The 23,707-nt window shown below is 44.4% G+C and carries 25 protein-coding genes; 14 read left to right on the forward strand and 11 right to left on the reverse strand.

Annotated features, from left to right (window positions below):
• The first annotated feature begins 169 nt into the window (after nucleotides 1-169).
• The 6 genes from Q8W40_RS04425 to Q8W40_RS04450 all read left to right on the forward strand — a co-directional run bounded on the left by Q8W40_RS04425 (nucleotide 170) and on the right by Q8W40_RS04450 (nucleotide 5,219).
• Entirely contained in the window at nucleotides 170-1,606 is a 1,437-nt protein-coding gene (locus Q8W40_RS04425; protein ID WP_305396055.1) for an aminotransferase-like domain-containing protein, read from the forward strand.
• A 219-nt stretch (nucleotides 1,607-1,825) separates the two neighbouring features.
• On the forward strand, nucleotides 1,826-3,010 hold the full coding sequence (locus Q8W40_RS04430; protein ID WP_305396056.1) for a lytic polysaccharide monooxygenase: 1,185 nt from the start codon (nucleotides 1,826-1,828) through the stop codon (nucleotides 3,008-3,010).
• Between the two features lie 139 nt (nucleotides 3,011-3,149).
• The gene (locus Q8W40_RS04435; RefSeq protein WP_101111366.1) at nucleotides 3,150-3,371 is read left to right on the forward strand and encodes a hypothetical protein; all 222 of its coding nucleotides are present in this window, start codon (nucleotides 3,150-3,152) and stop codon (nucleotides 3,369-3,371) included.
• Between the two features lie 304 nt (nucleotides 3,372-3,675).
• Nucleotides 3,676-4,362, forward strand: coding sequence for a hypothetical protein (locus tag Q8W40_RS04440; RefSeq protein ID WP_305396057.1), 687 nt, complete (start codon nucleotides 3,676-3,678; stop codon nucleotides 4,360-4,362).
• A 33-nt stretch (nucleotides 4,363-4,395) separates the two neighbouring features.
• Nucleotides 4,396-4,608 carry a hypothetical protein gene (locus tag Q8W40_RS04445; RefSeq protein ID WP_305396058.1) on the forward strand — a complete coding sequence of 71 codons (213 nt, stop codon included), beginning with the start codon at nucleotides 4,396-4,398 and terminating at the stop codon, nucleotides 4,606-4,608.
• A 209-nt stretch (nucleotides 4,609-4,817) separates the two neighbouring features.
• Nucleotides 4,818-5,219 (forward strand): MAPEG family protein, encoded by a 402-nt coding sequence (locus Q8W40_RS04450; protein WP_305396059.1) that lies wholly within the window; start codon nucleotides 4,818-4,820, stop codon nucleotides 5,217-5,219.
• A 38-nt stretch (nucleotides 5,220-5,257) separates the two neighbouring features.
• Here the strand turns inward: Q8W40_RS04450 and Q8W40_RS04455 are convergent, their stop codons facing one another.
• Nucleotides 5,258-5,905: an amino-acid racemase gene (locus tag Q8W40_RS04455; protein WP_305396060.1), complete on the reverse strand. Its 648-nt coding sequence runs from the start codon at nucleotides 5,903-5,905 to the stop codon at nucleotides 5,258-5,260.
• 197 nt (nucleotides 5,906-6,102) lie between these two features.
• On the opposite strand from Q8W40_RS04455, the gene Q8W40_RS04460 reads away from it, so the two are divergent.
• The 5 genes from Q8W40_RS04460 to Q8W40_RS04480 all read left to right on the forward strand — a co-directional run bounded on the left by Q8W40_RS04460 (nucleotide 6,103) and on the right by Q8W40_RS04480 (nucleotide 9,118).
• A complete protein-coding gene (locus tag Q8W40_RS04460) occupies nucleotides 6,103-6,555 on the forward strand; it encodes a methyltransferase family protein (RefSeq protein ID WP_305396061.1) in 453 nt (150 codons plus the stop codon).
• Between the two features lie 19 nt (nucleotides 6,556-6,574).
• A complete protein-coding gene (locus Q8W40_RS04465) occupies nucleotides 6,575-6,967 on the forward strand; it encodes a DUF6713 family protein (RefSeq protein WP_370693359.1) in 393 nt (130 codons plus the stop codon).
• 59 nt (nucleotides 6,968-7,026) lie between these two features.
• Entirely contained in the window at nucleotides 7,027-7,422 is a 396-nt protein-coding gene (locus Q8W40_RS04470) for a nuclear transport factor 2 family protein (protein ID WP_305396063.1), read from the forward strand.
• A gap of 193 nt (nucleotides 7,423-7,615) precedes the next feature.
• Nucleotides 7,616-8,446 (forward strand): alpha/beta fold hydrolase, encoded by an 831-nt coding sequence (locus tag Q8W40_RS04475; protein WP_305396064.1) that lies wholly within the window; start codon nucleotides 7,616-7,618, stop codon nucleotides 8,444-8,446.
• Nucleotides 8,447-8,641: 195 nt separating this feature from the next.
• Nucleotides 8,642-9,118 (forward strand): helix-turn-helix domain-containing protein, encoded by a 477-nt coding sequence (locus tag Q8W40_RS04480; RefSeq protein WP_305396065.1) that lies wholly within the window; start codon nucleotides 8,642-8,644, stop codon nucleotides 9,116-9,118.
• Nucleotides 9,119-9,206: 88 nt separating this feature from the next.
• Here Q8W40_RS04480 and Q8W40_RS04485 read toward each other — a convergent pair whose 3' ends face one another.
• The 7 genes from Q8W40_RS04485 to Q8W40_RS04515 form a co-directional block, all read right to left on the reverse strand.
• Complete coding sequence (locus Q8W40_RS04485) at nucleotides 9,207-10,466, reverse strand: dicarboxylate/amino acid:cation symporter (protein ID WP_305396066.1); 1,260 nt, start codon at nucleotides 10,464-10,466, stop codon at nucleotides 9,207-9,209.
• A 352-nt stretch (nucleotides 10,467-10,818) separates the two neighbouring features.
• Complete coding sequence (trpA, locus tag Q8W40_RS04490) at nucleotides 10,819-11,625, reverse strand: tryptophan synthase subunit alpha (RefSeq protein ID WP_305396067.1); 807 nt, start codon at nucleotides 11,623-11,625, stop codon at nucleotides 10,819-10,821.
• Nucleotides 11,625-12,815: a tryptophan synthase subunit beta gene (gene trpB / locus Q8W40_RS04495; protein WP_305396068.1), complete on the reverse strand. Its 1,191-nt coding sequence runs from the start codon at nucleotides 12,813-12,815 to the stop codon at nucleotides 11,625-11,627. The genes trpA and trpB overlap by 1 nt, the downstream gene beginning before the upstream one ends.
• A 38-nt stretch (nucleotides 12,816-12,853) precedes the next feature.
• Entirely contained in the window at nucleotides 12,854-14,251 is a 1,398-nt protein-coding gene (gene trpCF / locus Q8W40_RS04500) for a bifunctional indole-3-glycerol-phosphate synthase TrpC/phosphoribosylanthranilate isomerase TrpF (protein WP_305396069.1), read from the reverse strand.
• A gap of 5 nt (nucleotides 14,252-14,256) precedes the next feature.
• Nucleotides 14,257-15,255 carry an anthranilate phosphoribosyltransferase gene (gene trpD, locus Q8W40_RS04505; protein WP_305396070.1) on the reverse strand — a complete coding sequence of 333 codons (999 nt, stop codon included), beginning with the start codon at nucleotides 15,253-15,255 and terminating at the stop codon, nucleotides 14,257-14,259.
• A gap of 69 nt (nucleotides 15,256-15,324) precedes the next feature.
• Nucleotides 15,325-15,903, reverse strand: coding sequence for an aminodeoxychorismate/anthranilate synthase component II (locus Q8W40_RS04510; protein ID WP_305396071.1), 579 nt, complete (start codon nucleotides 15,901-15,903; stop codon nucleotides 15,325-15,327).
• 5 nt (nucleotides 15,904-15,908) lie between these two features.
• A complete protein-coding gene (locus Q8W40_RS04515; RefSeq protein ID WP_305396072.1) occupies nucleotides 15,909-17,474 on the reverse strand; it encodes an anthranilate synthase component 1 in 1,566 nt (521 codons plus the stop codon).
• Nucleotides 17,475-17,864: 390 nt separating this feature from the next.
• On the opposite strand from Q8W40_RS04515, the gene rnm reads away from it, so the two are divergent.
• From rnm to rluB, 3 genes are all read left to right on the forward strand, one after another.
• Nucleotides 17,865-18,740 (forward strand): RNase RNM, encoded by an 876-nt coding sequence (rnm, locus tag Q8W40_RS04520; protein WP_305396073.1) that lies wholly within the window; start codon nucleotides 17,865-17,867, stop codon nucleotides 18,738-18,740.
• Complete coding sequence (locus Q8W40_RS04525) at nucleotides 18,740-19,360, forward strand: L-threonylcarbamoyladenylate synthase (protein ID WP_104402567.1); 621 nt, start codon at nucleotides 18,740-18,742, stop codon at nucleotides 19,358-19,360. The genes rnm and Q8W40_RS04525 overlap by 1 nt, the downstream gene beginning before the upstream one ends.
• A 128-nt stretch (nucleotides 19,361-19,488) precedes the next feature.
• Complete coding sequence (gene rluB, locus Q8W40_RS04530; protein ID WP_305396074.1) at nucleotides 19,489-20,415, forward strand: 23S rRNA pseudouridine(2605) synthase RluB; 927 nt, start codon at nucleotides 19,489-19,491, stop codon at nucleotides 20,413-20,415.
• A 217-nt stretch (nucleotides 20,416-20,632) separates the two neighbouring features.
• Here the strand turns inward: rluB and Q8W40_RS04535 are convergent, their stop codons facing one another.
• Genes Q8W40_RS04535 through Q8W40_RS04545 form a run of 3 tightly spaced genes read right to left on the reverse strand, consistent with a single transcriptional unit; the run spans nucleotide 20,633 to nucleotide 23,705 of the window.
• A complete protein-coding gene (locus tag Q8W40_RS04535; protein WP_305396075.1) occupies nucleotides 20,633-21,343 on the reverse strand; it encodes a FadR/GntR family transcriptional regulator in 711 nt (236 codons plus the stop codon).
• Nucleotides 21,344-21,354: 11 nt separating this feature from the next.
• Nucleotides 21,355-22,098 carry an SDR family NAD(P)-dependent oxidoreductase gene (locus Q8W40_RS04540; RefSeq protein ID WP_305396076.1) on the reverse strand — a complete coding sequence of 248 codons (744 nt, stop codon included), beginning with the start codon at nucleotides 22,096-22,098 and terminating at the stop codon, nucleotides 21,355-21,357.
• Nucleotides 22,095-23,705: a GMC family oxidoreductase gene (locus Q8W40_RS04545; protein ID WP_305396077.1), complete on the reverse strand. Its 1,611-nt coding sequence runs from the start codon at nucleotides 23,703-23,705 to the stop codon at nucleotides 22,095-22,097. Before Q8W40_RS04545 ends, Q8W40_RS04540 begins: the two co-directional genes overlap by 4 nt.
• Between the last annotated feature and the right edge of the window lie 2 nt (nucleotides 23,706-23,707).

Genomic DNA, 23,707 nt, shown 5'->3' on the forward strand with positions numbered 1-23,707 from the left:
TCATACGGAGCGTTTATCCAGACCCATTTCTTTGTATGAGATGCATATCTGACTAATCGGTGCGTCTCTTCACAAATAGAAAATAGAACATCAGTGTTTTGATGGAAATTCGAATAAGAGAGACTACTATTCGAGCTCGATACAATAGCTCCAAGGAAGCCCCAATAGAATGACGAGATACGAGCAGTTAGCACAAGATATAAAAACGCAGATAGAAAGTGGTGTTTGGCGAGCTGGAGACAAATTGCCATCAGTACGGGCGACATGCAAAACATCTGGTTTTAGTATCTCAACTGTTATGCAATCTTATCAGCTGCTGGAAAGCCAAGGCTGGGTTACAGCTAGACCACAATCTGGATACTATGTCTCACCAAGAAAAGTATCACCTATAGAGCCTGAACCTATTCTTCCTAGCACTCGAGAATCTGTCAACCAATCAGATAGCGTGAACATTAACGATTTACTGTTTGATGTCATTCAACAAACACGTGATAACGACATTGTTCCGTTAAGTAGTGCGTTTCCAGACCCAGAATTGTTTCCATTTCAAGTGCTCACGAGAAACCTAGCGAGCAGTGGGCGAAAGATGCTCCCTCAGTCTACAGTCACTAATTTACCACCAGGGAACGATGCACTGAGGCGCTGTATTGCGCAGCGATATAACCTTGAAGGCATTCATGTCGTACCGGACGATATTGTGGTGACATCCGGAGCGATGGAAGCGCTGAACTTAAGTTTACAAGTTCTGACGAAACCCGGAGATTTAGTTGCGGTTGAATCGCCTACTTTTTATGGCGCGCTGCAAGCTATTGAACGGCTACAATTGAAAGTTGTCGAGATCCCCAGTTGCCCGAAGTTTGGCATTAACTTGGAATTGTTTGAAGAAGCGCTGTCTACGTTACCAATCAAAGCCTGTTGGTTTATGACTTCTTTTCAGAATCCGATTGGACATTCGTTGCCTCCAGAGAAAAAGCGCCAGTTAATCGGTATGCTGGCGATGCATGATGTTCCTCTCATTGAAGACGATGTGTATTCCGAATTGTATTTTGATCAAACCAAACCTTTGCCTGCCAAACATTTTGATTCTGAACATCGAGTCCTGCATTGCGGTTCTTTTTCCAAATGTTTAGCGCCTGGCTATCGGGTTGGATGGGTAGCCAATCGTCAGTACGCAAAGGATCTGCAACGGGCGCAGTTGATGTCGACCCTTTCGGCTAGCATTCCTACTCAAATGGGTATTGCTGAGTATCTTCAATCGGGCGGGTATGACACGCATTTAAGAAAGCTAAGAAGAACCCTGCAACAACGACAAAACGCCTTTTTAAAAGGGTTGAAAGATTGGTTACCAAGTGAGATTAAAGTAACGGAACCCAAAGGAGGGTACTTCATATGGCTAGAATTGCCTGCAAGAGTAAAGGCGCAAGAAGTCTACTTAAAAGCACTTCAACAAAAAATTGGAATAGCTCCCGGAACCCTTTTTAGCTCTGACCAACACTTTTGTTATCATATTCGTTTGAACTGCTCTTTCGACTGGGACGAGACAACACGGAATGCAATAAAAACCCTCGCCTCGATCCTTTCAGATATGCTGCGTGAAAACAGATAAAGTCACTTTGAATTCAAGCGCAAAACAACCGAAATGGTTGCAATGAGTTCGATTGATTATGGAATCACTTTATCGTTTTAACAAATCCTTTTCATTTATAAACTTGCATTCAACTCCGACCTATTTTCGCTTTGTTAATCTGAAATTGCTCGCTGATCACTTCGCGTAGACATTTACGCCAAAGCGAGCATGTTCAGGAAAATTAAACGGAGAGAAATAATGAATAAACTGGCTATTTGTTCTGTCGCACTGGCAGGATTATCGCAGGTTTTGGTGCCTAACCTTGCCAACGCGCATGGGTGGGTTGAGTTCCCGAGTGCGAGACAAAACACATGTTATTTAGATGGTGGTTTTTGGGTTGATGCGATTCCTAACCAAGCGTGTCAGGCGGCATTCGATGTTTCGGGTGCCTTTCCTTTCGTACAAAGAAACGAAATTGCTGCGAACGTTGCCAATTACGGAGACATGGCACATGTCAAAGCGGTAATCCAAGATGGTAGCTTATGTTCGGCAGGTGCAAACTCGAAAGCTGGCCTAGATGTGGCGTCACCGCATTGGCAAAAAACGTCTGTCCAACTTGACGCAAACAATGAGTTTGAACTGGTCTTTTATGCTGACACGCCTCATGATCCATCGTATTGGCAGGTCTATCTATCCAACGCTTCGTACACTGGGGATGCGCCGTTAACTTGGTCTGATCTTGATATGCTGGTCAGGAACGATAAGGTTGTGCTCGGGCCCGATAGAAGGTATCGACTCACAGTAAAAATTCCAGAAGGAAGAACTGGCGATGCTGTACTTTACACACGTTGGCAACGTAAAGACCCAGGCGGTGAAGGTTTTTACAACTGCAGCGATATCCGTTTGAATGGCGGTGGTACGAACCCAGATCCAGGTCCCGTTGATCCTACGCCTCCAACGAGAAACCTAACTGAGCTTGGCTATTTTGTAGCGCCTGATTTTGGTTCTGTAGAAGTTGGGGATACCGCACGGTTCCGTACATTTAGTCCTACTGGTCAAGAGATTCACGATATTCAATTGCCAATCACGGCAAACAACCAATCGAACTGGGCTGGTTTGATTGCAGCGCAAATTAATGATCAAAACAAAGGGAAATGGTTTATTGGTATCTGGCATTCTGAGATGAACCATTACATGTATGACAGTTCCAATGTTTTGGCGAACAAAGTTCATGCCCCTAATGCAGAGCCTTCTTATCAACTCTCACTCATTAAAGCGGTAGATCCAACGCCACCAACTCCTCCAGCAAATGACGCGTGGGTTGCTGCCAAAGCTTATGAAAAAGGCGCGGTTGTATCCCATGCAGGTCGTAGTTGGACTGCGCAATGGTGGACAAAAGGCGAAGAACCGGGCACGACAGGTAAGTGGGGTGCTTGGCGCTAATTCAATCACTATGTTTCTGCAACGCCTCTTCGGAGGCGTTTTCTTTCTCAACTGTTCGGTTTCTTTTTGCAAGATCTGTTCTACCCAGCATTGATGTATCTATGGCATAAATCAGTAAGTCCAACCAAGGAGTCGAACCATGAAAAAACATTCTGCCTCACAAGAGGTTAAATTGATTATCGTTGCTATCGTATGTGCGCTAATGCTTGTATTTGGTCATTTGATTTTAGCGAAAAGTTTCATGGGTTACGTTTGGGTTGAAGTGACGGCAGCGGCCATTCCCCTACTTATGGTGGTCATCTGTTACGTCGCGGTTCGAACGGCAAGCAAAGCAGAAGACTCGGTTGGCGAAAACTCCTGATCCATTACTTCCTTAGTCAGTCGCGGAAGCTCTAGAACGGTGTAACCCAATACAGTTTTAGAGTAACTCAAGCTGATGCCATACTCTGTATTTTGCCCCTGTCTCGGGGCTTTTTTATTTTCAGCTACATCCATTCCATCAGCAAATACACAGGATCTTGTAACGAGAGGTTACAAGAGGCTAAGATCTTGAGATTGCTAAGCGTTATCGCCGACAAATGTTTGAAAGATTGCCTTAAACACTATATTTTTAGGCTGCATTTATATAACAGGCTTTGGGCAAGGCTAACTTGCTAGGGAATACGATGGACATCTTTAAGATCATTCAAGAATCTTGGAATTACTACGCGCGCCATATTCAAGGTGTTTTTTTGATCATGATACCTGTGATCGCGATTGTGGATTTGTTTTATGCTTTAAATCCTGTGGACTTTGAAGATATGTCCAACGCTCAGGGAATTATGATAAGTCTTATTCCTTTTGTACTCCTTCCTCTTTACCAAGCGGCTCTGGTTGTATTGTTCCAATCGCGTTATGACGGTGCCACGTTAACCACTTCTCAATGTTATAATTTTGGTAGCCAAGCTTTTGTTAGGCTTCTCGTTATGTACATTTTAATGGGCATAGCCATTTTATTCGGCATGATGCTATTGATCATTCCCGGTATCTACTTAATTGGTCGACTCTGCTTGGCTGAGTTTTATTGTGTATTAGAGAAAAAAACGTACACCCAAGCATTGTCATCAAGCTGGGCGGCGACGAAAGAACATCAATGGCCAATTTTGGGCGGCTACTTATTAGTGGCGTTACTTCAGGCTATGCCAACGTATTTCATTTCAATTCTACTGAACGTGTTAGAAATAGATAACATGGTTGTCGACTTCTTTGTAGGAGCAATAAGTTCTGTTCTATTGGTTTTGATCACAGCCTACACATTCCGCGTGTACAGTTTTGTAAAAGATAACGAACCAAAGATTACGGAAACGGTCTAAATTCCCGGACTGGAACAGAATAGGGAACTCATAATGAAAACAGCGACAACTTCGCTCTTAACAACAATCTCGCTCTTTACTGCAGTAGTTGTACTTGCTGGCTGTACTGGACCACAAGGTTACTACGGTACAAGATCTTCGCAGCAGAATCAGTGTCAGAGTATTGCAGATAAACTAGAGTACGAACGTTGTATGGATGATTCTCGAATGAGTTATGAGGACTACCAAGAAGGGCTTAATCAGTAGTATTGAGTATACTTTTTACAAACTGTTTCGTATCAAGCCATCGCCACCGCGATGGCTTTTTTGTGCGCTAGTTTTGGGAGCATTGGGTGGCTTTTCGCTTTGTTGTATTTTGATTAATCAACATTGCACGCGAATCAGAAGGTTTAATTGGTATTTTTAGGAAGCTTTAGTAAGGTAGAGCGACTAATTTTATATCAAGGAAGATTCATATGTCATTTATAGCTGAGTACCAATCTGTAGTATTGGTTTTTGGATTGACAGGCGCACTCATATTTCTCCAACTCTTGGTCGCCGATATTACAGGCATAGTCAAAAAGCACAAACCCGGTCATACCATTACATCAGACCACGATAACTTGCTGTTTCGAGTCAATCGCGCATTTCTGAACTCAAACGAAAGCGTCGCCATCTTTATTCTTGTTACGATCTTTGCCGTTTTATCCTCAGCAACTCCGTATTGGGTAAATTTGTTTGCGTGGGTGTATTTTGCATCGCGAGTCGCGCATATGATTTGCTATTACGTTAACTGGAAAATTGCGCGGAGCGTTGTCTTTGCGGGAACCGCTGTCAGTTTAATTGCACTATTTGTACTCGGTGTTATGGCGTACTAATACAGCTTTAAATCAGTCAACTCTCAATGTTAAAGACCCTAGCTAAAGTAGTCTTGAATCGCGGTAACCATTCCCAATTCAGGGCTACTTAACACAGGAATGGAATAGGGTTTTGTTGAAAGCGCGACAGCCATAGAAGCTTGCGCCAATACAATGGCATCGAATTGGCCTTGTTTCGCTAATAGAGTGCGTGCAATAAGGTCGGAATAGCCTTCGGAATCTCCCTCCATAAAACATTCCCATGCATTTGGAATCAGTTGATACTCTATATTTGGCATTGCTTGAGTGTTATAGCAGGACTGATTCATTAACTCTTTAGTCGGCAATAATGTGCTTTCCAATGCTGCGAGAACAAGGACATTGTCGTATTTGATCGCAGCGTCTGCCATGGCTCGATCAATTCGAATGGCGTTTAAATCATGGAGGAGAGCGACCTTTTCAACGATCCCACCCAGTGTCGAACATGTGCAGATAGTGAGTTTAGATTGCGTGGCAAGTTTTCGAACTTCTACTTCGGTTGATTTGGCGACACTGGCACTCACACCGTTTACTGTTGCTTCTTTGAGAATATCCTCACAAACAGAATATGTTGTTTTTAAATTGGGAGCATGCTTCCGGATTAACTCGTTAAAAGTGTCAATGTGAACAGCAGAAGTGTGCAAGAAAGCAATATCAAAATTTTTCAAATTAGAAATCCGGTATCGTATCTGTTGAGGTATTTAGGGTAACACTTACCGTTCTAATGCCTGTAACACGAATTATTCAAAATATCATAATTGTTATGCGAAATGGCACAAATTCCATTATGTTATTGAGTAAAGTCTTTTCAATATCTATAGGTTGCGGTAGTTTGAGCTAATCTGAAAATAATATAAGGAAGTCGATGCAGGCGCTAGAAGTGAAGTTACCTCCTCCGATAGTCGCAGTCATTTGTGGAATGGGTATGTGGCTTTTGCCTGCGGTTCCAATAAGTGGCTCAATTAATCTTACTTTCTTGGCGTTACTGTTTGCATTGTCAGGGATCGTTACTGCCATACTGGGACTGATTTCTTTTCGAATGGCTCATACTACTTTCCATCCAACATTAACCGATAAAACAACGGCACTGGTGACTTCTGGTGTGTATAAATTTACGCGTAATCCAATGTATCTCGGTATGCTACTGGTGCTGATAGGTGTTGGGTTCTACTTAAACAATTGGCTGGCTTTCTCATTTTGTATTGGGTTTGTAAACTACATTACTCGTTTCCAAATTAAGCCTGAAGAAGCGTTCTTGGCAGAACTTTTCCCACAGGCATTCCCTGAATATCAAACTCGGGTACGTCGTTGGATTTAATCTGATAGTTAAGTAAAGAATGAAGAACACACTCTTTTTTATAGGAATATTTTGTTTTGTGGCACATGAAATTGACGCCATGATGCATCACGCTTGGTTGGTTTTACCACTCACAGTGTGGATACCGGAGGAATATGCACAAACCTTGTTTGTTCTTGCTCATATCCCTCTCTTTCTCATTATGATGTTTATGTTGCCCACTTATTTTCTGAGTAAGATCGAAAAAGTACAAACGGCTATAGCAACATTCATCGTTATTCATGGCATATTGCACTCCGCTTTCATGACTCACGAACATTACGAATTCGATTCGTTTTTGTCTAATTTATGGATATTTGGTGGCACTATTTGCAGTGCTGTTTTCCTCATATTTCAGACAGGGCAAAAACAGGGAACCGTGGTACACAAATAACAACCTGTTTGCCTGTGAGTAGTAGAGCATTCCCAATAACGATGAAAAAGGATATCTACGTGAAAAAAACCTCATATCTCACACCTAAGCAAGTTGTCGCAAATTATTGGAACGCAATGGCTGGAAACGATTTCCATGCCGTCGCGCAGCAATGGTTAAGCGAAGACTTTGAATGTACTTGGCCACAATCCAATGAACTGATTTCTGGACGTGAGAATTTTGCATCTATCAATTCTGAATACCCATCTAATGGCGAATGGACGTTTACCATTAACACCTTAGTAGAAGATGGAACGCAAGTGGTGAGTGATGTGACAGTGACGGATGGAAAAGAAGTGGCAAAAGCGGTGACGTTCCACACCGTGTTCAACGGAAAAATTACCAAGCAAACAGAATATTGGCCCGATGATTACGACGCACCAGAATGGCGGAAGAATTGGGTGAAAAGCCTTTAAATCACGGGCTAGATCTTTTTAAGCTCGATGAGCTGAAATAAACTCAGGTTTTCAGCGTTCTTTTATATCCAGTAGCAAAATATACCCTAGAGATCACTTGGGTATAAAATCTTGCTGCGCGAAATATTGATGCGCAGCTTGTATTGGTCCTATTCTGTTAGAGCAATGATAAGTAAGGCGGCTGGTGGTTTAAGTGAAGAAGAAAATGAAAATCTGGGGCAGTGTTTTCAGCATTGTGTTTATCACTGCAGTTGTGTTTGCCCAGCTTCGTACAGCAGATGTACCTAATCCCATTCCAAATACATTAGGCGTGATTGAGCGTCTTAATGCCGACTCCAATGCTCAAATTTTGTTTATACACGGCTCCCCTGGCTCCAAAGAAGGGTATTTAGGGTATTTAGATCTCCCTGATTTGCAATCCATAGCCGATTTAGTGGCTATCGATAGGTTGGGTTTCGGTGCATCGAACCCTGAACCAGAAACTTCTATTCGACGCCAAGCCCAAGCCATTCTCCCTTACTTATCAAACGAGAAAGCGAATATACTCGTTGGTCATTCACTCGGTGGCCCGATTGCGTTGCAACTGGCACTAATCGCGCCAGAAAAAGTGCACGGGATGGTATTGGTCGCCCCTGCATTTGACCCAGAGTTAGAGCACCCAAAATGGTACAACTACATTGCAGATACCGTACTGGCGAAATGGTTGCTTCCTGATGAGTGGAACCAATCTAATATTGAAATGATGTCATTGTCTGACGAACTAAAAAAACTCGCCAGCCAGAATTGGGAACCACTGACGATGCCAATTCATATTGTGCACGGTGAAGAAGATGACATTGCCGACCCAGGTAATTCATCCTTTGCAATAAATAAACTTCCGTCAAAAACGTCAAAACTCTTTTGGGCACAAAATGAAGGGCATTTTGTTCTTTGGCAAAACATCCCCCTTATTGCCAAACACCTACAAGCCATCTTGAAAAAAAGCAGAATTAAAAACGATGGAATTAAAGTAGACCAACTGTGACCTTAAAAAAGACGCTTCTGTACTTTTTATATCCCCATTCCCTTCCAAGTTTTGTAAACAGATACTTGATTTATTATCTGTATGATTTAGTCTAAATTATTGAAAAATAAAGACTGTCATGTGTTTGTCGGCAAGGTGTCGTTCAATGTCAGGTCTAAATTTGGGTAAAGTTAGTCACATCAACAAGGCGTTGCTATGAATTTGAAAGCTCTAAGAAATGATCGAGGGTGGTCGCAAGAACAACTGTCTCAAATGAGTGGGTTGAGTGTGAGAACCATCCAAAGGATAGAGCAGGGGAGCAAACCAGGAATGGAATCTCTCAAATCACTAGCAGCGGTGTTTGAATTAGACATTAAAACTTTACAGCAGGAGACACCCATGACAAACGTAGAAACAGTTACGAACGAAGGTATTCATACAGAAGAAGTACAAGTAACAAGAAAAGTGAAACGCTTGAAAAAGTTTTACTCCAGCTTGCTATCTTACGTTGTCACTGTTGGGCTTTTATTTATTGTAAACCTAGTGACAAGCCCCGAATACATGTGGGCGTGGTGGGTAGCGTTTGGTTGGGGAATCGGCATTGTATCGCAGGGAGTTCGTGCCTTTGATTTGCTTAATTTTTTTGGTGATGACTGGGAAAAAAGAGAAATAGAAAAGCGAATGAAGAAGTAAACAATACACGGACACAACAAAAATTAAGAAGAAGGAAGCCAATCGGCTTCCTTCTTGTCTCTTTTAATTAGCTATTACTAAAGTTTAACTAGGCGTCTTGCACTTTATGTTGGGCGTTAGTCTCGCCTTCGTCGATAAGCGAATCCACGATAACCGCACATGCAGCATCACCTGTAATGTTCAGAGCCGTACGAATCATGTCGAAGATGCGATCTAGCGCAAACAGCAGTGGCAAGCCTTCAATAGGGATACCGGCAGCCAATAGAACCGCAACAACAAGGAAAGACGGACCAGGTACGCCAGCTTGACCTACCGCACCCAACGTTGCCGTTACGATGATAGCGGCGTATGAGGCAAGGCTAAGATCTACATTGAACAACTGTGCAAAGAAAATGGCCACAAGACCGTAGTAAATGGCGTTACCGCTCATGTTGATGGTTGCACCTAGCGGTAAAGCGAATGAAGCCGTGGAGTTTCGTACCTTGAGCTCGTGCTCTACGGTATCTAGTGTTACTGGCAACGTAGCCATTGAAGATGCCGTAGAAAGCGCGACGGCTTGAGGCTTTTTCATTGCAGAGATAAATTTCTTCGCTGAGGTTTTCGTAAAGATATGAACCAATGCTGGGTATACAACAAAGCCAAAAATCAGAATGGCAGCAACGTATACAAAGAAGAGTTTAATCACAACAGTTAGAGCACTGAATCCGAAAGTACCCACAGCGTCTGCCATTAAGCCAAATACACCAATTGGTGCAATTTTCATAACGCAGTTAATCATCCATACCATGGCATCAACAATTGCGTTTACGCCATTGATAAGTGGTGTGCGTTTTTCTTTTTCTAATTTTGAAACCGCGATCCCGAAGAAAAGGCAAAAGACCAAGATTTGAAGAATGTTCGCTTCATTCAAAGATTGGAAAACGTTGGTCGGGATCATACCGATAACGGTCGCCCAGAAAGTAGGGAGCTCACCTTTAGAGGCATACTGGTTTGAAAACATACTTTCGACACCAGATACATCAATGCCGACGCCCGGCTGAAAAACAGAGCCCATTATCAATGCTAGTGCCACCGCCAGTGCTGAGGTAACAGCAAAAAAGCCCAGTGTGAATACACCCACTTTCCCTGCTGAGTGGCTATCACCTAGCCCAGCAGCACCTGAAATCAGCGCGACTGCAACCAATGGGATCACTAGCATTTTAATCAACGCAATAAAGATTGAGCCTAAAGGCGCAAACAATGACGCAGAGCTTCCCATATAGGCGCCAACAACGGTACCTAGAACCATAGCAATAACGACTTGAACGCCGATATTACTTAATAAACCCTTATTTTTTAACACTTCCATAACCTCTGTGCTGTATATGTTACCAATGATGGTTTTTGCATCTAACTTAACGATCAAAAATAGATGAAAATCTTGCTTGGCTTTTTACACTGAATTCGAAATGCGATCAATATAACCTAGGTGAATAAGTTAGAAAAAATAGGTGCTCTGTGAGTATTTGAATAAATATGCAAGGCAATCGTTTGCTAGAGATATGTGAGAGGTTGTTTATTCGAGTTCGAGGGAGACAAACAAAAATGATTAAACGCTACGTAAAATAAACGCAACATTTAGCACAAATGTTGCGTTTTTGTTTCATGTATAGAGTGTTATAGCCAGAGTGTTCCGAGCGGATTGGTTTGAGCTCGCTTGACTATTTTTGCGTTGCCGCTTTCATTGGCTCAACAAAGCTTGCAAGCGAAGTAAGCATAGCTGATTCGTCACTTACGTTTGCCTCTATGATCTTAACAACAGCAGAACCCGAAATAGCACCAGCCGCACCTGATTCCAACGCTTCTTTAACTTGCGCTGGCTCGGAAATACCAAAGCCTAGTAATGCTGGTGGCGCATTAAATTGAGAAAGTTTGCTCAACATGTCGCCGACAGGCATATTCGCTTTTGTTTCTGCACCTGTTACGCCCGCACGCGAGAGCAAGTATGTGTAGCCACCACCCAATTCAGACACTTGTTGGAGTGTTTCATCTGATGCAGTTGGTGGTGCAATAAAGATAGGATGAATGCCATATTTGTGCGCGGCTTCTACAAACTCTTTGCTTTCGTTTGTTGGTACGTCGGCGATCAGTACAGAGTCAATTCCAGCATCTGAGCAACGTTTGTAGAAACTCTCGATACCGTTTGCGTAAACCAAGTTGGCGTACATTAATAAACCAATTGGCAAGTCTGGGTGCTGCTTGCGGATTGCCGCAATACTTTCAAAACAAATATCGGGTGTGGTTCCTGAATCCAACGCGCGGATATTCGCACCTTGAATCGTTGGGCCATCCGCCAGCGGATCGGAGAACGGGAAGCCCAATTCAAGTGCATCTGCACCTGCTTCGACCAGCGTTTCCATGATTTTCAGAGATTGCTTTGGGTTTGGATCGCCAACGGTGACAAAAGGAACAAATGCGCCTTGGTTTTTTTCAGCCAAGCGGGCGAACATAGCTTGATAACGATCCATTACAGCGCTCCTTTTTTCTCAAGAATATCGTGAACAGTGAAGATATCTTTATCACCACGACCTGATAAGTTCACAATCAGCAGTTGTTCTTTTTCTGGGTTGTCATGTGCCATTTTCAAGGCGTAAGCCAGCGCGTGAGAAGATTCCAAAGCAGGAATAATACCTTCGTTTCGAGCGAGAGTTTGGAAGGCTTCCAATGCTTCATCATCGCTTATCGCCACGTACTCCGCTCTGCCTGTCGCGTTCAAATGCGCATGCTGAGGACCAACTGAAGGGAAATCCAAACCTGCCGAGACAGAGTAAGACTCTTCCACTTGTCCGTGGCTGTCTTGCATCAACGGTGCTTTCATACCAAAGAAGATGCCCGTTTTACCGTGTTTGAGTGGCGCGCCGTGTTGGTCAGTATCAATCCCCAAACCTGCTGGCTCTACGCCAATAAGTGCTACATCGGTTTCTTCTATGAAATCGGCAAACATACCAATGGCGTTCGAACCACCGCCAACACACGCAATGATAGAGTTTGGCAGTCGACCTTCTCTAGCAAGGATCTGATTTTTGGTTTCTTCACCAATCATGCGTTGGAATTCACGAACAATGGTTGGGAATGGGTGAGGACCCGCTGCTGTACCTAAAAGGTAATGCGCTGTCTCATAAGATGCAGACCAGTCACGCAGAGCTTCGTTACAGGCATCTTTAAGCGTAGAACTGCCCGAGTGTACAGGAATCACTTCCGCGCCCATAAGTTTCATACGGAATACGTTGGGGCTTTGACGTTCTACGTCTTTTGCACCCATGTAAACGCGGCACTTCAAGCCTAGAAGCGCACAAGCCAATGCTGTTGCCACACCGTGCTGACCTGCGCCTGTTTCTGCAATGATTTCGTTCTTACCCATGCGCTTGGCAAGTAATGCTTGACCAAGTACTTGGTTGGTCTTGTGCGCGCCGCCGTGAAGCAAGTCTTCGCGCTTAAGGTACAGTTTTGTTTTTGTCCCTTTCGTTAAATTACGAGTCAGCGTTAGAGCGGTTGGACGACCCGCGTACTCTTGCAGTAAACCCATAAACTCGGCATGAAAATCGGGATCTTCTTGGGCATCAATAAACGCTTGTTCTAATTGTTCAAGCGCTGGCACCAAGATTTGTGGTACATACTGACCACCATATTCTCCAAAGTAGGCATCAAGTTTTGCCATGATAATTCCTTAACTTTAAACGAGCTTTTCGTTTGTGATCAGTAGTGTCTAATTTCTTTAAATGCTTCGGTTAGTTTGGTTTGATCTTTGTGACCCGGAGAACTTTCTACTCCAGAATTTAGATCCAACCCAAGGCAACCAAGATTCGCGGCGTCTCTTACGTTTCCTGGCGAGAGCCCACCAGCAAGCATGACGTTCTTTTCTTCACCAATGAGCGACCAATCAAATGTGACTCCTGTACCGCCGGACTGATTTCCGACTTTGGAATCTAATAGGTGTCGATTGACGTGTTGTTCTAAAAGCTGAGGTGCTTTATCGGTCACACCGTATGCCTTCCAGATTTGGCATTGTTCAGGAAGAGCTGTTTTCAATATATCGACAAATGCTTGGTCTTCGTCGCCATGAAGCTGGACAGCCGCAAGCCCCAAATCATTAGCAATAGAAGTGACTTCTTGTACGGAATGATTTTGAAAAACGCCCACATATTGAAGCGGTGCACCACTCATGACTCGGCGAGCTTTATCTGCATCGACGTATCGTTTGGATTTTTCAACAAAGATCAAACCGCCGTAAACCGCTCCAGATTGGTAAACCTTGGCAGCGTCATCTGCTTGAGTAAGCCCACAGACTTTGTTTTCACCGAGTAAAACTCGACGGACAGCAAGCTCAAGGTTGTCTTCAGACATGAGTGAACTGCCGATCAAGAAACCGTCGGCATATTCTGCAAGATCGCGGACTTGCTGGTTGTTATAAATGCCAGATTCAGAGATGACAATCGTACCTTCAGGTAACTTAGGTGCCAGTTCTTTTGTTCGATTCAAATCGATGGATAAATCCCGCAAGTTACGGTTGTTGATGCCGACCACTTTCGCTTTTAGCACAATGGCTCTTTCAAGTTCTTCGTCGTTGCTGACTTCGGTCAGAATACCGAGATTCAAGCTGTCAGCGACTTCTGCAAGCGCTTTGTATTGGTCGTCGTCCAGCACAGAAAGCATCAGCAAAATAGCGTCTGCTTGGTAATGACGTGCAAGATAGACTTGATAGATGTCTATCATAAAGTCTTTACACAATACCGGCTGAGAAACTTGCTTTTTTACTTGAGGTAAGAAATCAAAGTTACCTTGAAAGTATTTTTCATCCGTTAAGACAGAGATTGCGCTGGCATGGTTGTTGTAAACCGAGGCAATGTAATCCAAATCGAAATCTTCACGAATGAGCCCTTTGGAAGGGGACGCCTTTTTGCACTCTAAAATGAACGCGGATTTATCTTGAGATAAAGCATCGTAAAAGCTTCTGTCAGAAGACACTAGCGAAGATTGAAATGTTTCTAGAGGCTGAGATTTCTTACGCTCGGCAACCCAAACGTGTTTGTCATCAACAATTTTTGCTAGCACTTGAGCCATATCTCGGTTGTGCTTGGTAATGTGTTCAGACATTGTGTTTAGCCTCTCTCTGCCAATTGTTTTACGAGTTCATACGCTTTGCCAGAATTCATCGCATCAATAGCTTTTTGCGTGTTAGCCTTCAGATCTTCATTCCCAAACAGTTTCAGTAGTAAAGAGACATTAACTGCTACCGCCGATAGCTGAGCTTCTGTGCCTTTACCCGTCAAAATATCGGTAATAATGGCGCGATTTTCAGCGGGCTCTCCACCTTTAATGGCTTCCAATGGGTGGGTATTGACACCGAAATCAGCAGGGGACAACGTATATTCTTCAATCTTACCGTCTTTGATTTCGGCAACTAACGTATCGCCGTGGATCGCCACTTCATCTAAGCCGCTGCCATGGACAACAGCAGCACGCTTCATACCCATTTGTAACATCGTTTCTGCGATAGGGCGAACCAGTGCCGCATCGTACACACCCATTAATTCAATGTTTGGGCGAGCTGGGTTGATCAGAGGGCCAAGAATATTGAAGATGGTACGAGTTTTCATGGTTTGGCGAACAGGCATCGCGTGTCGCACACCACCGTGATATTGAGGTGCAAATAGGAACGCGACACCTAAATCATCCACCGCTTTACGCGTATCTTCAGCGCTCATAGCGAGATTTATGCCGAAAGAGTCCAGCAAGTCAGACGAGCCAGATTTGCTGGAAACACCACGGTTACCATGTTTTGCGACTTTGACACCACACGCGGCAGCAACAAACGCCGCTGTTGTTGAGATGTTTATGGTGTTAGAGCCGTCACCGCCCGTGCCAACAATATCAGCGAAGTCATAATCTGGACGTGGGAAAGGGTTGGCATTTGCCAGTAATGCTGAAGCGGCTCCAGCGATTTCGTTAGGTGTTTCACCTTTGATTTTCAAAGCCGTAAGAACAGCGGCCAATAAAATAGGATCCATTTCACCTTTGATGATGACGTCAAAAAGCTGCTGACTTTCGTCTTTGGTCAGAGATTGCTGGTCGTAGAGCTTGTTTATAATGTGTTCCATAAATTCTTCCTTCATTTTGCCCCGACTTAGACGGCAAGGCTGAGTATCCGTAATTTGTTTTTATTCTTACTACGCCAGTGCCCAGTGAATGGTGTTTGCTAACAAGTTTGCGCCTTGCGTGGTCATGATCGATTCAGGGTGGAACTGAAAACCAATGACTTTATCTTCTTCATTTACCACGGACATGACAAGCCCGTCGACTTCCGCGGTGATTTCCAGTGATTCTGGTACCGATGTCGCGACTAAAGAATGGTATCTCGCAATTGCAATAGGAGAGGGCAGTCCTTGGTAAGCCGCATGATTTTGATGCGCCATCATGGACACCTTTCCATGAACGATGTCACCCGCGCCGGCGACCGTACCACCATATGCCTCTACGATGGCTTGATGACCAAGGCAAATACCTATCATTGGTACTTTTCCTTTCAGGCGTTGGATCAATTCCGGCATGCATCCCGCTTCAGAAGGTGCGCCCGGACCCGGTGATAAAACAACAACTGGGCTTTCTAATTTGCTAATGGCTTCTTCTATGACAGCGGCAGCAATATGATTGCGATAAATGGTGACGTGATGACCAAGCGATCGAAATTGATCCACCAAGTTGTAAGTGAAGGAGTCAAAGTTGTCTACAAATACTAAGTTCGCCATCTTCTTTACTCCTTATGCGCTGTTTGGATTGCTGAAATAACCGCTTGCGCTTTACCGCGAGTTTCATCGGCTTCTGCTTGAGGGTTAGAATCGTAAACCACACCTGCACCTGCTTGTACTTGTGCAATACCATCTTCGATGTAAGCGGAACGAATAACGATACAGGTATCTAAATCCCCTTCACCGGTCAGGTATCCAACCGCACCGCCATAACTGCCCCGACGCGCTTTTTCTACATCACGTATAAGTTGCATCGCACGAATTTTTGGGGCACCAGTTAACGTGCCCATATTCATGCACGCTTGATAAGCATGCAGTGCGTCTAAATCTTCACGCAGTTGCCCCACAACGCGAGACACCAAATGCATAACATGGCTATAACGGTCGACTTTCAGTAAATCTGCAACATGCCTGGTACCTGCTTCGGAGATACGAGCTACGTCGTTACGTGCTAAATCAACCAGCATCATGTGTTCTGCGTTTTCTTTCATGTCTGCACGCAGTTCTAATTCAATGCGGCTATCTAGGTCAAAATCGATACCGCCATCCGGTCTTTTTCCACGAGGGCGTGTTCCTGCAATAGGATAGATTTCGACTTGGTTGGTGGTGGTTTCGTATTTCAGAGCACTTTCTGGAGAGGCACCAAATAAAGTGAAAAGCTCATCGTGCATGTAGAACATGTATGGGCTTGGATTACTGCGCTTCAGTTCTTTGTATGCAGCCAGTGGCGAAGGACAAGGTAGCGTAAAACGTCGTGACGGAACGACTTGGAAGACGTCACCTTTTACCACGTATTCTTTCAAGTCGGTAACGGTTTGGCAGAATACCTCATCAGAGATGCTTGGAACGGCCTTTACGTCAGCCAGTTTTTGAGCGTCTTTTAGCGGAGCTGGCTCATGACTTTTTTCGGCTATATCTGCTAATCGTGCTTTTAATGTTTGTTCTGTCGAGCTATCACCATCAAATTGCGTAGCTTGAACTGTGCACTGTCTAGTTTGGTGATCCACCACCATAAGGGTTTCAGCTACATAAAATACGTAGTCAGGGCATGAGTTAGTGGCGTCTGCATGTCCAAGTGGTTCGAAGTTTGCCACGTGGTCATACGCAAACAATCCACCCATAAATATCGTGTGCTTATCTTTGTTTTTAAGGTCGTAGCTGTGTTGCACAAGACGAAGCGCATCAAAGCTTGAGGCTTCACGTAGGCGGCTGTCTTCATCTAAATTGGCATCAGGTTCTTCGAAATCTAAAACTAAGCTATCGTCGCTTAAGACATATTCAACATCATGATGTAAATTGGTCGAAAGGCGTTTAATCAGGTGACGACCGTTTTCTGTTAGGGCTTCGTACACCACTTGGTGACCGCGACAGACAATTCGAACAGCAGCATCAACGAGCAACCAACTGCTTAGGTTTTCTTTGGAATCGATCTCAGCAGACTCAAGTAAGAGGCTGTTGGTTTTTTCTGAGCAAAGCACCTGAAAAAGGCGTGTAGGATCTTCGCTGTAAGGCACGGACATTGGGTGAAGTGTTACTTGTCCTTTCTCTTTTATCATTATGGCCTTATTCACAAGACCTCCTTTTGATTAAACACGTTTCTCAAAATACATACTCGCATATTCAACTCTTCGCCCCAATCTTGGAAAGCGTTGTTTTGCTGCATTATTGTTCGGTTGAATGTGAGTAAGTCGACAAAACGAAAAAGCCCGCTCAGTGAGCGGGCTATTTCTTCAAGATTCTATAAATCAGGTTAACGCAATAGCCCGCGTAGGTTTTAACCACACACGCCACCACGAAGCAACAACTATGTTTGAAGCAGCAACTAAGCTTGCTACAACATTGTCTGCTGTTACTTTGTCGTTATGTTGTGAGTTAAATTCCTGTAACATGAGCAACCTTAGTGCGTAATCTGAAACTGTGTACTAGTTAACTAGTGCAAGGAAAAAAAGTCAAGCATAAATATGAAAATAGATCTTCATAGCCATACCACCGCATCGGATGGACGGCTGACACCATCACAATTAATAGACAGAGCCCTCGAATTTGGGTTGCATACCCTTGCGATTACCGATCACGATACAGTTGACGGCTTACCTATTGCGCATGAGTACATTCGAGAAAATGATCTACCACTCACGTTGATTGATGGGATTGAGATATCAACGGTTTGGCAAAACAAAGACATTCATATTGTTGGACTCGGTGTGGATACGGATCATCCAGCGCTCCAAACGTTGATCAAAGAACAAAAGCAAAGACGGACTGAGCGCTCAGAGCTGATGGCACAGAGGCTGGAAAAGGTTACTCAAGAAGGCGTGCTAGACGGTGTAAGAGCCATAGCCGGAGAAGCTTCGCTAACCCGAGCGCATTTTGCTAAATGGCTCGTGGATAATGGCTATGCGAAAACCATGCAGCAAGTATTTAAAAAATATCTCACACGCAACAACCCTGGCTATGTCCCACCTGCATGGTGTTCTATTCCTGAAGCTGTAGATGCAATTCATCAAGCTGGAGGTCAGGCGGTACTGGCACATCCGGGTCGATATCAGTTAACGGCGAAATGGATAAAGCGCCTTATTACTGCGTTTTGTGAAGCGGGTGGAGATGCTATGGAAGTGGCTCAGCCACAACAAGCGCAACAAGAACGACGCACTCTTGCCGATTATGCTATACAATACAAACTATTAGCTTCCCAAGGTTCTGACTTCCATTATCCTTCACCGTGGATGGAGCTGGGAAGAAATCTATGGCTGCCCTCTGGCGTTGAGCCAGTATGGAAAGATTGGGGTCTCACCCCACACTCAAGAGACGAAGAGCTCGTAAGCGAGGAAGATTAATGAGCCAATTTTTTTACATTCATCCTGAAAACCCGCAAGCACGTTTAATTACCCAATCTGTTGCGATTATTCGCAATGGTGGTGTCGTCGTGTACCCAACCGATTCTGGTTATGCCCTCGGCTGTCAGCTTGAAAACAAACAAGCGCTAGATCGCATCTGTCGAATTCGAAAACTGGACGATAAACATAATTTTACGTTGCTGTGCCGTGATTTATCGGAGCTTTCGCTTTACGCCAGAGTCGACAATACAGCATTCCGGCTTTTGAAGAGCAATACTCCCGGGCCTTTCACATTTATCTTCAAGGGCACCAAAGAAGTACCTCGTCGTTTGATGAACTCAAAGAAAAAAACCATCGGTATTCGTGTTCCAGATAATGTGATTGCGTTAGAGCTGTTAGAAGCGCTAGGTGAACCCTTGATGTCTACGACATTAATTTTACCGGGCAGTGACGTAGCGGAATCGGATCCTGAAGACATCCGCGATAAGCTAGAACATGCGGTTGATGTGATTCTAAATGGTGGCTATCTAGGCGAGCAACCAACGACGGTGGTTGACTTTAGCGAAGGCGATCCTGTTATTGCTCGTCTTGGTGCTGGTGATCCGGCGGCATTTGAGTAAGAAATCATACCGAAAGAGAAACAGCCCCTAGATTTTCATGGTGAAAGTCTGCGATAATACGCGCCCACCAAACTGGTGGCATCAAATTTTGCACTCGACGTCTGTGAAGGCGACACATAGGTAAATAAATGAGCGAAAAGTTACAGAAAATTTTAGCGCGTGCTGGTCACGGTTCACGCCGTGAGATTGAAGCGTTAATCAAAACTGGGCGTGTTAGCGTGAACGGTATCGTTGCTAAGCTTGGCGAACGCTTGGAAGATGAGAATGCAGTTGTTCGTATTGACGGACATAACGTATCTGTAAAAGCATCGGAAGAAGTGGTTTGTCGTGTACTAGCCTACTACAAACCGGAAGGTGAGCTTTGTACTCGCCACGACCCTGAAGGTCGCCGTACGGTATTTGACCGTTTGCCTAAAATTCAAGGGGCTCGCTGGGTATCAGTTGGTCGTCTTGATGCGAATACCTCTGGCTTGTTGTTGTTTACCACAGATGGTGAGCTTGCAAATAGATTGATGCACCCATCTCGTCAGGTTGATCGTGAGTACCTTGTTCGTGTGTTCGGTGAAGTAACCGAAAAAATGATCCAGAACTTGGTTCGTGGCGTTAAGCTTGAAGATGGCATGGCTCGTTTTGAAGATGTTGTTTACGCTGGTGGTGAAGGTATGAACCATACTTTCTACGTCGTAATCAATGAAGGTCGTAACCGTGAAGTTCGCCGTTTGTGGGAATCTCAAGGTCCGACTGTAAGCCGACTTAAGCGTGTTCGTTATGGTGATATCTTCTTAGACAAGAAGTTGCCTCGTGGCGGTTGGATGGAGCTTGAACTAAAAGAAGTGAACTACTTGAGAGAGATGGTCGAGCTTCAACCAGAAAAGACTTCAATGATTGATCCACACAACTCATCTCGCAACCGTGATCGTTCACGTAGCCAGAAAATCCGACGCGCAGTTAAGCGTCACGAAGAGCGTGTGAGCAAGCCAGCAGGTAGAAGCAACCAGCGACGTAAGCCTGGAAAGCCAGCGAAACCAACCAAATCGACTCGTCGCCAAGGTTAACCCAAACCATACAGTTTTCTGTTCAGAGCCTCGCCAATGTGCGAGGCTTTTGTTTTTCTAGCTTTGTTCTACTTTATACCAATCGTAGTAAGTAATTGCTCATTCTAGCTTGTTAAAACACTCGATAACTGCATTAAAAAATTTGATTGTAGAATAACTACTTATCGAAATTTTTTGCCTTGTTATCAAGCGTTTTTCCTTCGCTATTTATGAACACTTACTTACTGTGATTGGTATTAGTGCCCGTTGCTTGCTTGAGATCACTTAAAGCATTCTCCAGCAGAGACGACATTAAATCACTTGCCAGTTGCCCATTGCCTGCCACAATCGCGTCGTAGACTTTTTTATGTTCTTCTACCCAAGATTCGTCATCCAGATCTTTCTGAGCAAGTCGGAATGTATGCTGTAAAACCACGGATATCATGTCACCAAGAGAGCGATAAAATCGGTTTCCCGTCGCATCTAGAATGGCACAATGAAAGGCTAAGTCATGTCGGACTCTGTCTTCTTCGTCCAAGTACAAAGTCATGCCTTGTAATGTACGACGCATCGCAATATCGTCGTCTTTTGAAAATCGGCTTGCAGCTAGGTAAGCGGCTCTTGGTTCAAATGCCAATCTCAAATCGTAGAGTTCAACAATTAAATCACTATTTAAAGAGCTTTTTACCACCCAAGAGAGAACTTCACTGTCGAGCATGTGCCATTCTGAAGTGGGGCGAACTCTTAAACCCAAGCGCGGCACAGATTCCACCATTCCTTTGCCATTCAGTACTTTAATGGCTTCTCTGACAGCAGTTCTTGATACACTGAATTCTTCAATAAGGTCTTGCTCATTTCCAAACATTACCCCTGGAGGGTAACGACCACTAACAACACGCTGCCCAATTTCTGTGGCTACGTGTTCATGTAAAAACTGCTTCTTGGTCAATTTTTTTCATCCTAAGTTCGCCCGCCATCAATCACCAGAGATTGCCCTGTGACCATTGATGAGGTGGTTGATGCCAAAAACAATGCCGCATTGGCAATGTCTCGCGGCTTTACCATTTCTTTAATGCATTGGTTCTTCAGCCACTCTGCTTCCAATTCTTTGGTTAACCAGAGCTGCTTCTGTTTTTCGGTCGCAACCCAGCCTAGGGTTAGGGTATTGACCCGAATGTTCGATTCCCCCAGTTCGCGCGCTAGGGATTTCGTCAAACCGTGGATCGCCGCCTTGGCAGTGGAATAGGCAGGGTAACCCGAAATCCCTAGCAAATGGCTGATTGATGACAGGTTAATAATACTGCCTCCGGCTATTTTCATTCTCTCTTGCACATGTTGTGCACTGTAGAAGTATGATCGAAGGTTCACATTCATTAGGTTGTCCCAATCGGAGACGGTCAAATCAGCTAAAGAATGTCGTTGATCATTGGCAGCATTGTTGATGAGGACATCTACGGGACCAAACGCGGTTTCCAATTCGGATATTGCTCGTTGCATTGCGGATACATCGCGAATATCGACAGAAATAAACCGACCATTTTTAAGCTCATGTTGCAGTGTTTTACCCGCATCAGCATCAATATCTAAATAGCTGACGTTGCAGTTTTGCTGATCAAAAGCCAATGACAATGCGCGTCCTATCCCTGTTGCACCACCGGTGACCAAAACATGCTTGCCTTGTAAATCAGGGTATTTAACCGTCATGATGAACTCCTTGCTGAGCCACCCATCATCCGATCAATTGCGTAATCCGCTATCATCATGGCAGGTGCATTGGTATTGGCGCTAATGATTATTGGCATAATTGATGCGTCGATCACTCGTAAGCCTTTTATACCGAACACACGAAGGTAGCTATCGACGACGGCCATCTCATCGGTTGCTACTCCCATTTTGCAGGTGCCCACTGGGTGATAGTTCGTTTTAACGGTACGTTTGCAGTGCGCCATAATGTCTTCATCCGACACGCATGATGGACCGGGGAAAATTTCTTCTTTTACTGCGTCACAAAGAGGTGGTTTTTTTAACAACTCCCGTGAATATTTAAAGCCAGCGACTTGCAACGCCATATCGTCTGGGTGCTTAAGATAGTTGGAATTAACGATAGGTTTGTCTTCGGATCGGTTGGAAGCCAGTTGAACGCTACCACGGGATTTGGGTTGAATGACACAGGCATTAAACGTGGCACCGTGGGTGGGCTCTACATCCATCACATCTCGGTCTAAGTACACGGTTGGGACACAGTAATGCTGAATGGTTGGCCTCGCATTTGGATCGATGGGGTTGATGAATGAACAAGTCTCACAGCCGTTGCTTGCGACAGGACCATTACCAAGTAGCAAAAACTGAAGACCATTTTTGAGCATTCTTAACCCTTTGTCTTCACCGAAATACCCCAGCTTTTCTTTGGTAGAAACAACGATCGGAACTTCATGGTGATCTTGCAGGTTTTGCCCAACGCCTGGGAGATCGTGTACTACATCAATGTCGTGTTCAGCTAGGTGTTTTTTGTCACCCACCCCTGAGAGCATCAATAGCTGTGGCGTCACTATCGCGCCTGCAGCCAACAGCACCTCTTTCTGGGCTTTTACTGTGTAGGTTTGCCCTTTATGTTGATACTCCACACCAATTGCCGTCTTATCTAAAAAAAGAACTCGGCTTACCTTAGCACCCAACTTCAATTCAAATATTTCCTCATGTTTGATGTCAGAAAGGAAAGCTTTTGAAGCGGAGCAACGCCGGCCTTTGTATGTTGTGGTTTGCATGAGACCTGTACCAAATTGTTCACCTCGATTGAAATCGAGCGTTAGAGGAACATCCATGGCTTGCATGGTTTGCAAGTACAAAAAGCTCATGTCACATACTTGGACGGGATCCGATACTTTCAAGGGACCATCAATACCATGAAGTTCGTTGTTCAGGCGCTGGTTTCCTTCTTGTTGGATGTAATAAGGAAGAACATCTTGGTAGCTCCAGCCGTCACCTTCAACAGCCTGATGCCAATTTTGATAATCCTCTTCGCACCCCCGCATGTAAACCATGGCATTCACTGTGCTGCCTCCACCAAGTACGTTACCTTGTGGAATATCATGCACGCGCTGGTTAAGCTGATCTTGGGGTTTAGTATGATGAAAAGTGAGGTACTTTGAGCCTGATAACATTTTTATAAATCCGGCAGGCATGCTAAAAAGCGGGTGAAGATCCGGGTAGCCCGCTTCGAGCATCAATACACTTGCACCGTACTTTTTTACCAGACGATTCGCCGCAACGCACGCTGAACTGCCACCGCCTACAATAATGTAATCCGTCACGC

The organism is Vibrio penaeicida (assembly GCF_030689305.1).
Taxonomy (GTDB): domain Bacteria; phylum Pseudomonadota; class Gammaproteobacteria; order Enterobacterales; family Vibrionaceae; genus Vibrio; species Vibrio penaeicida_B.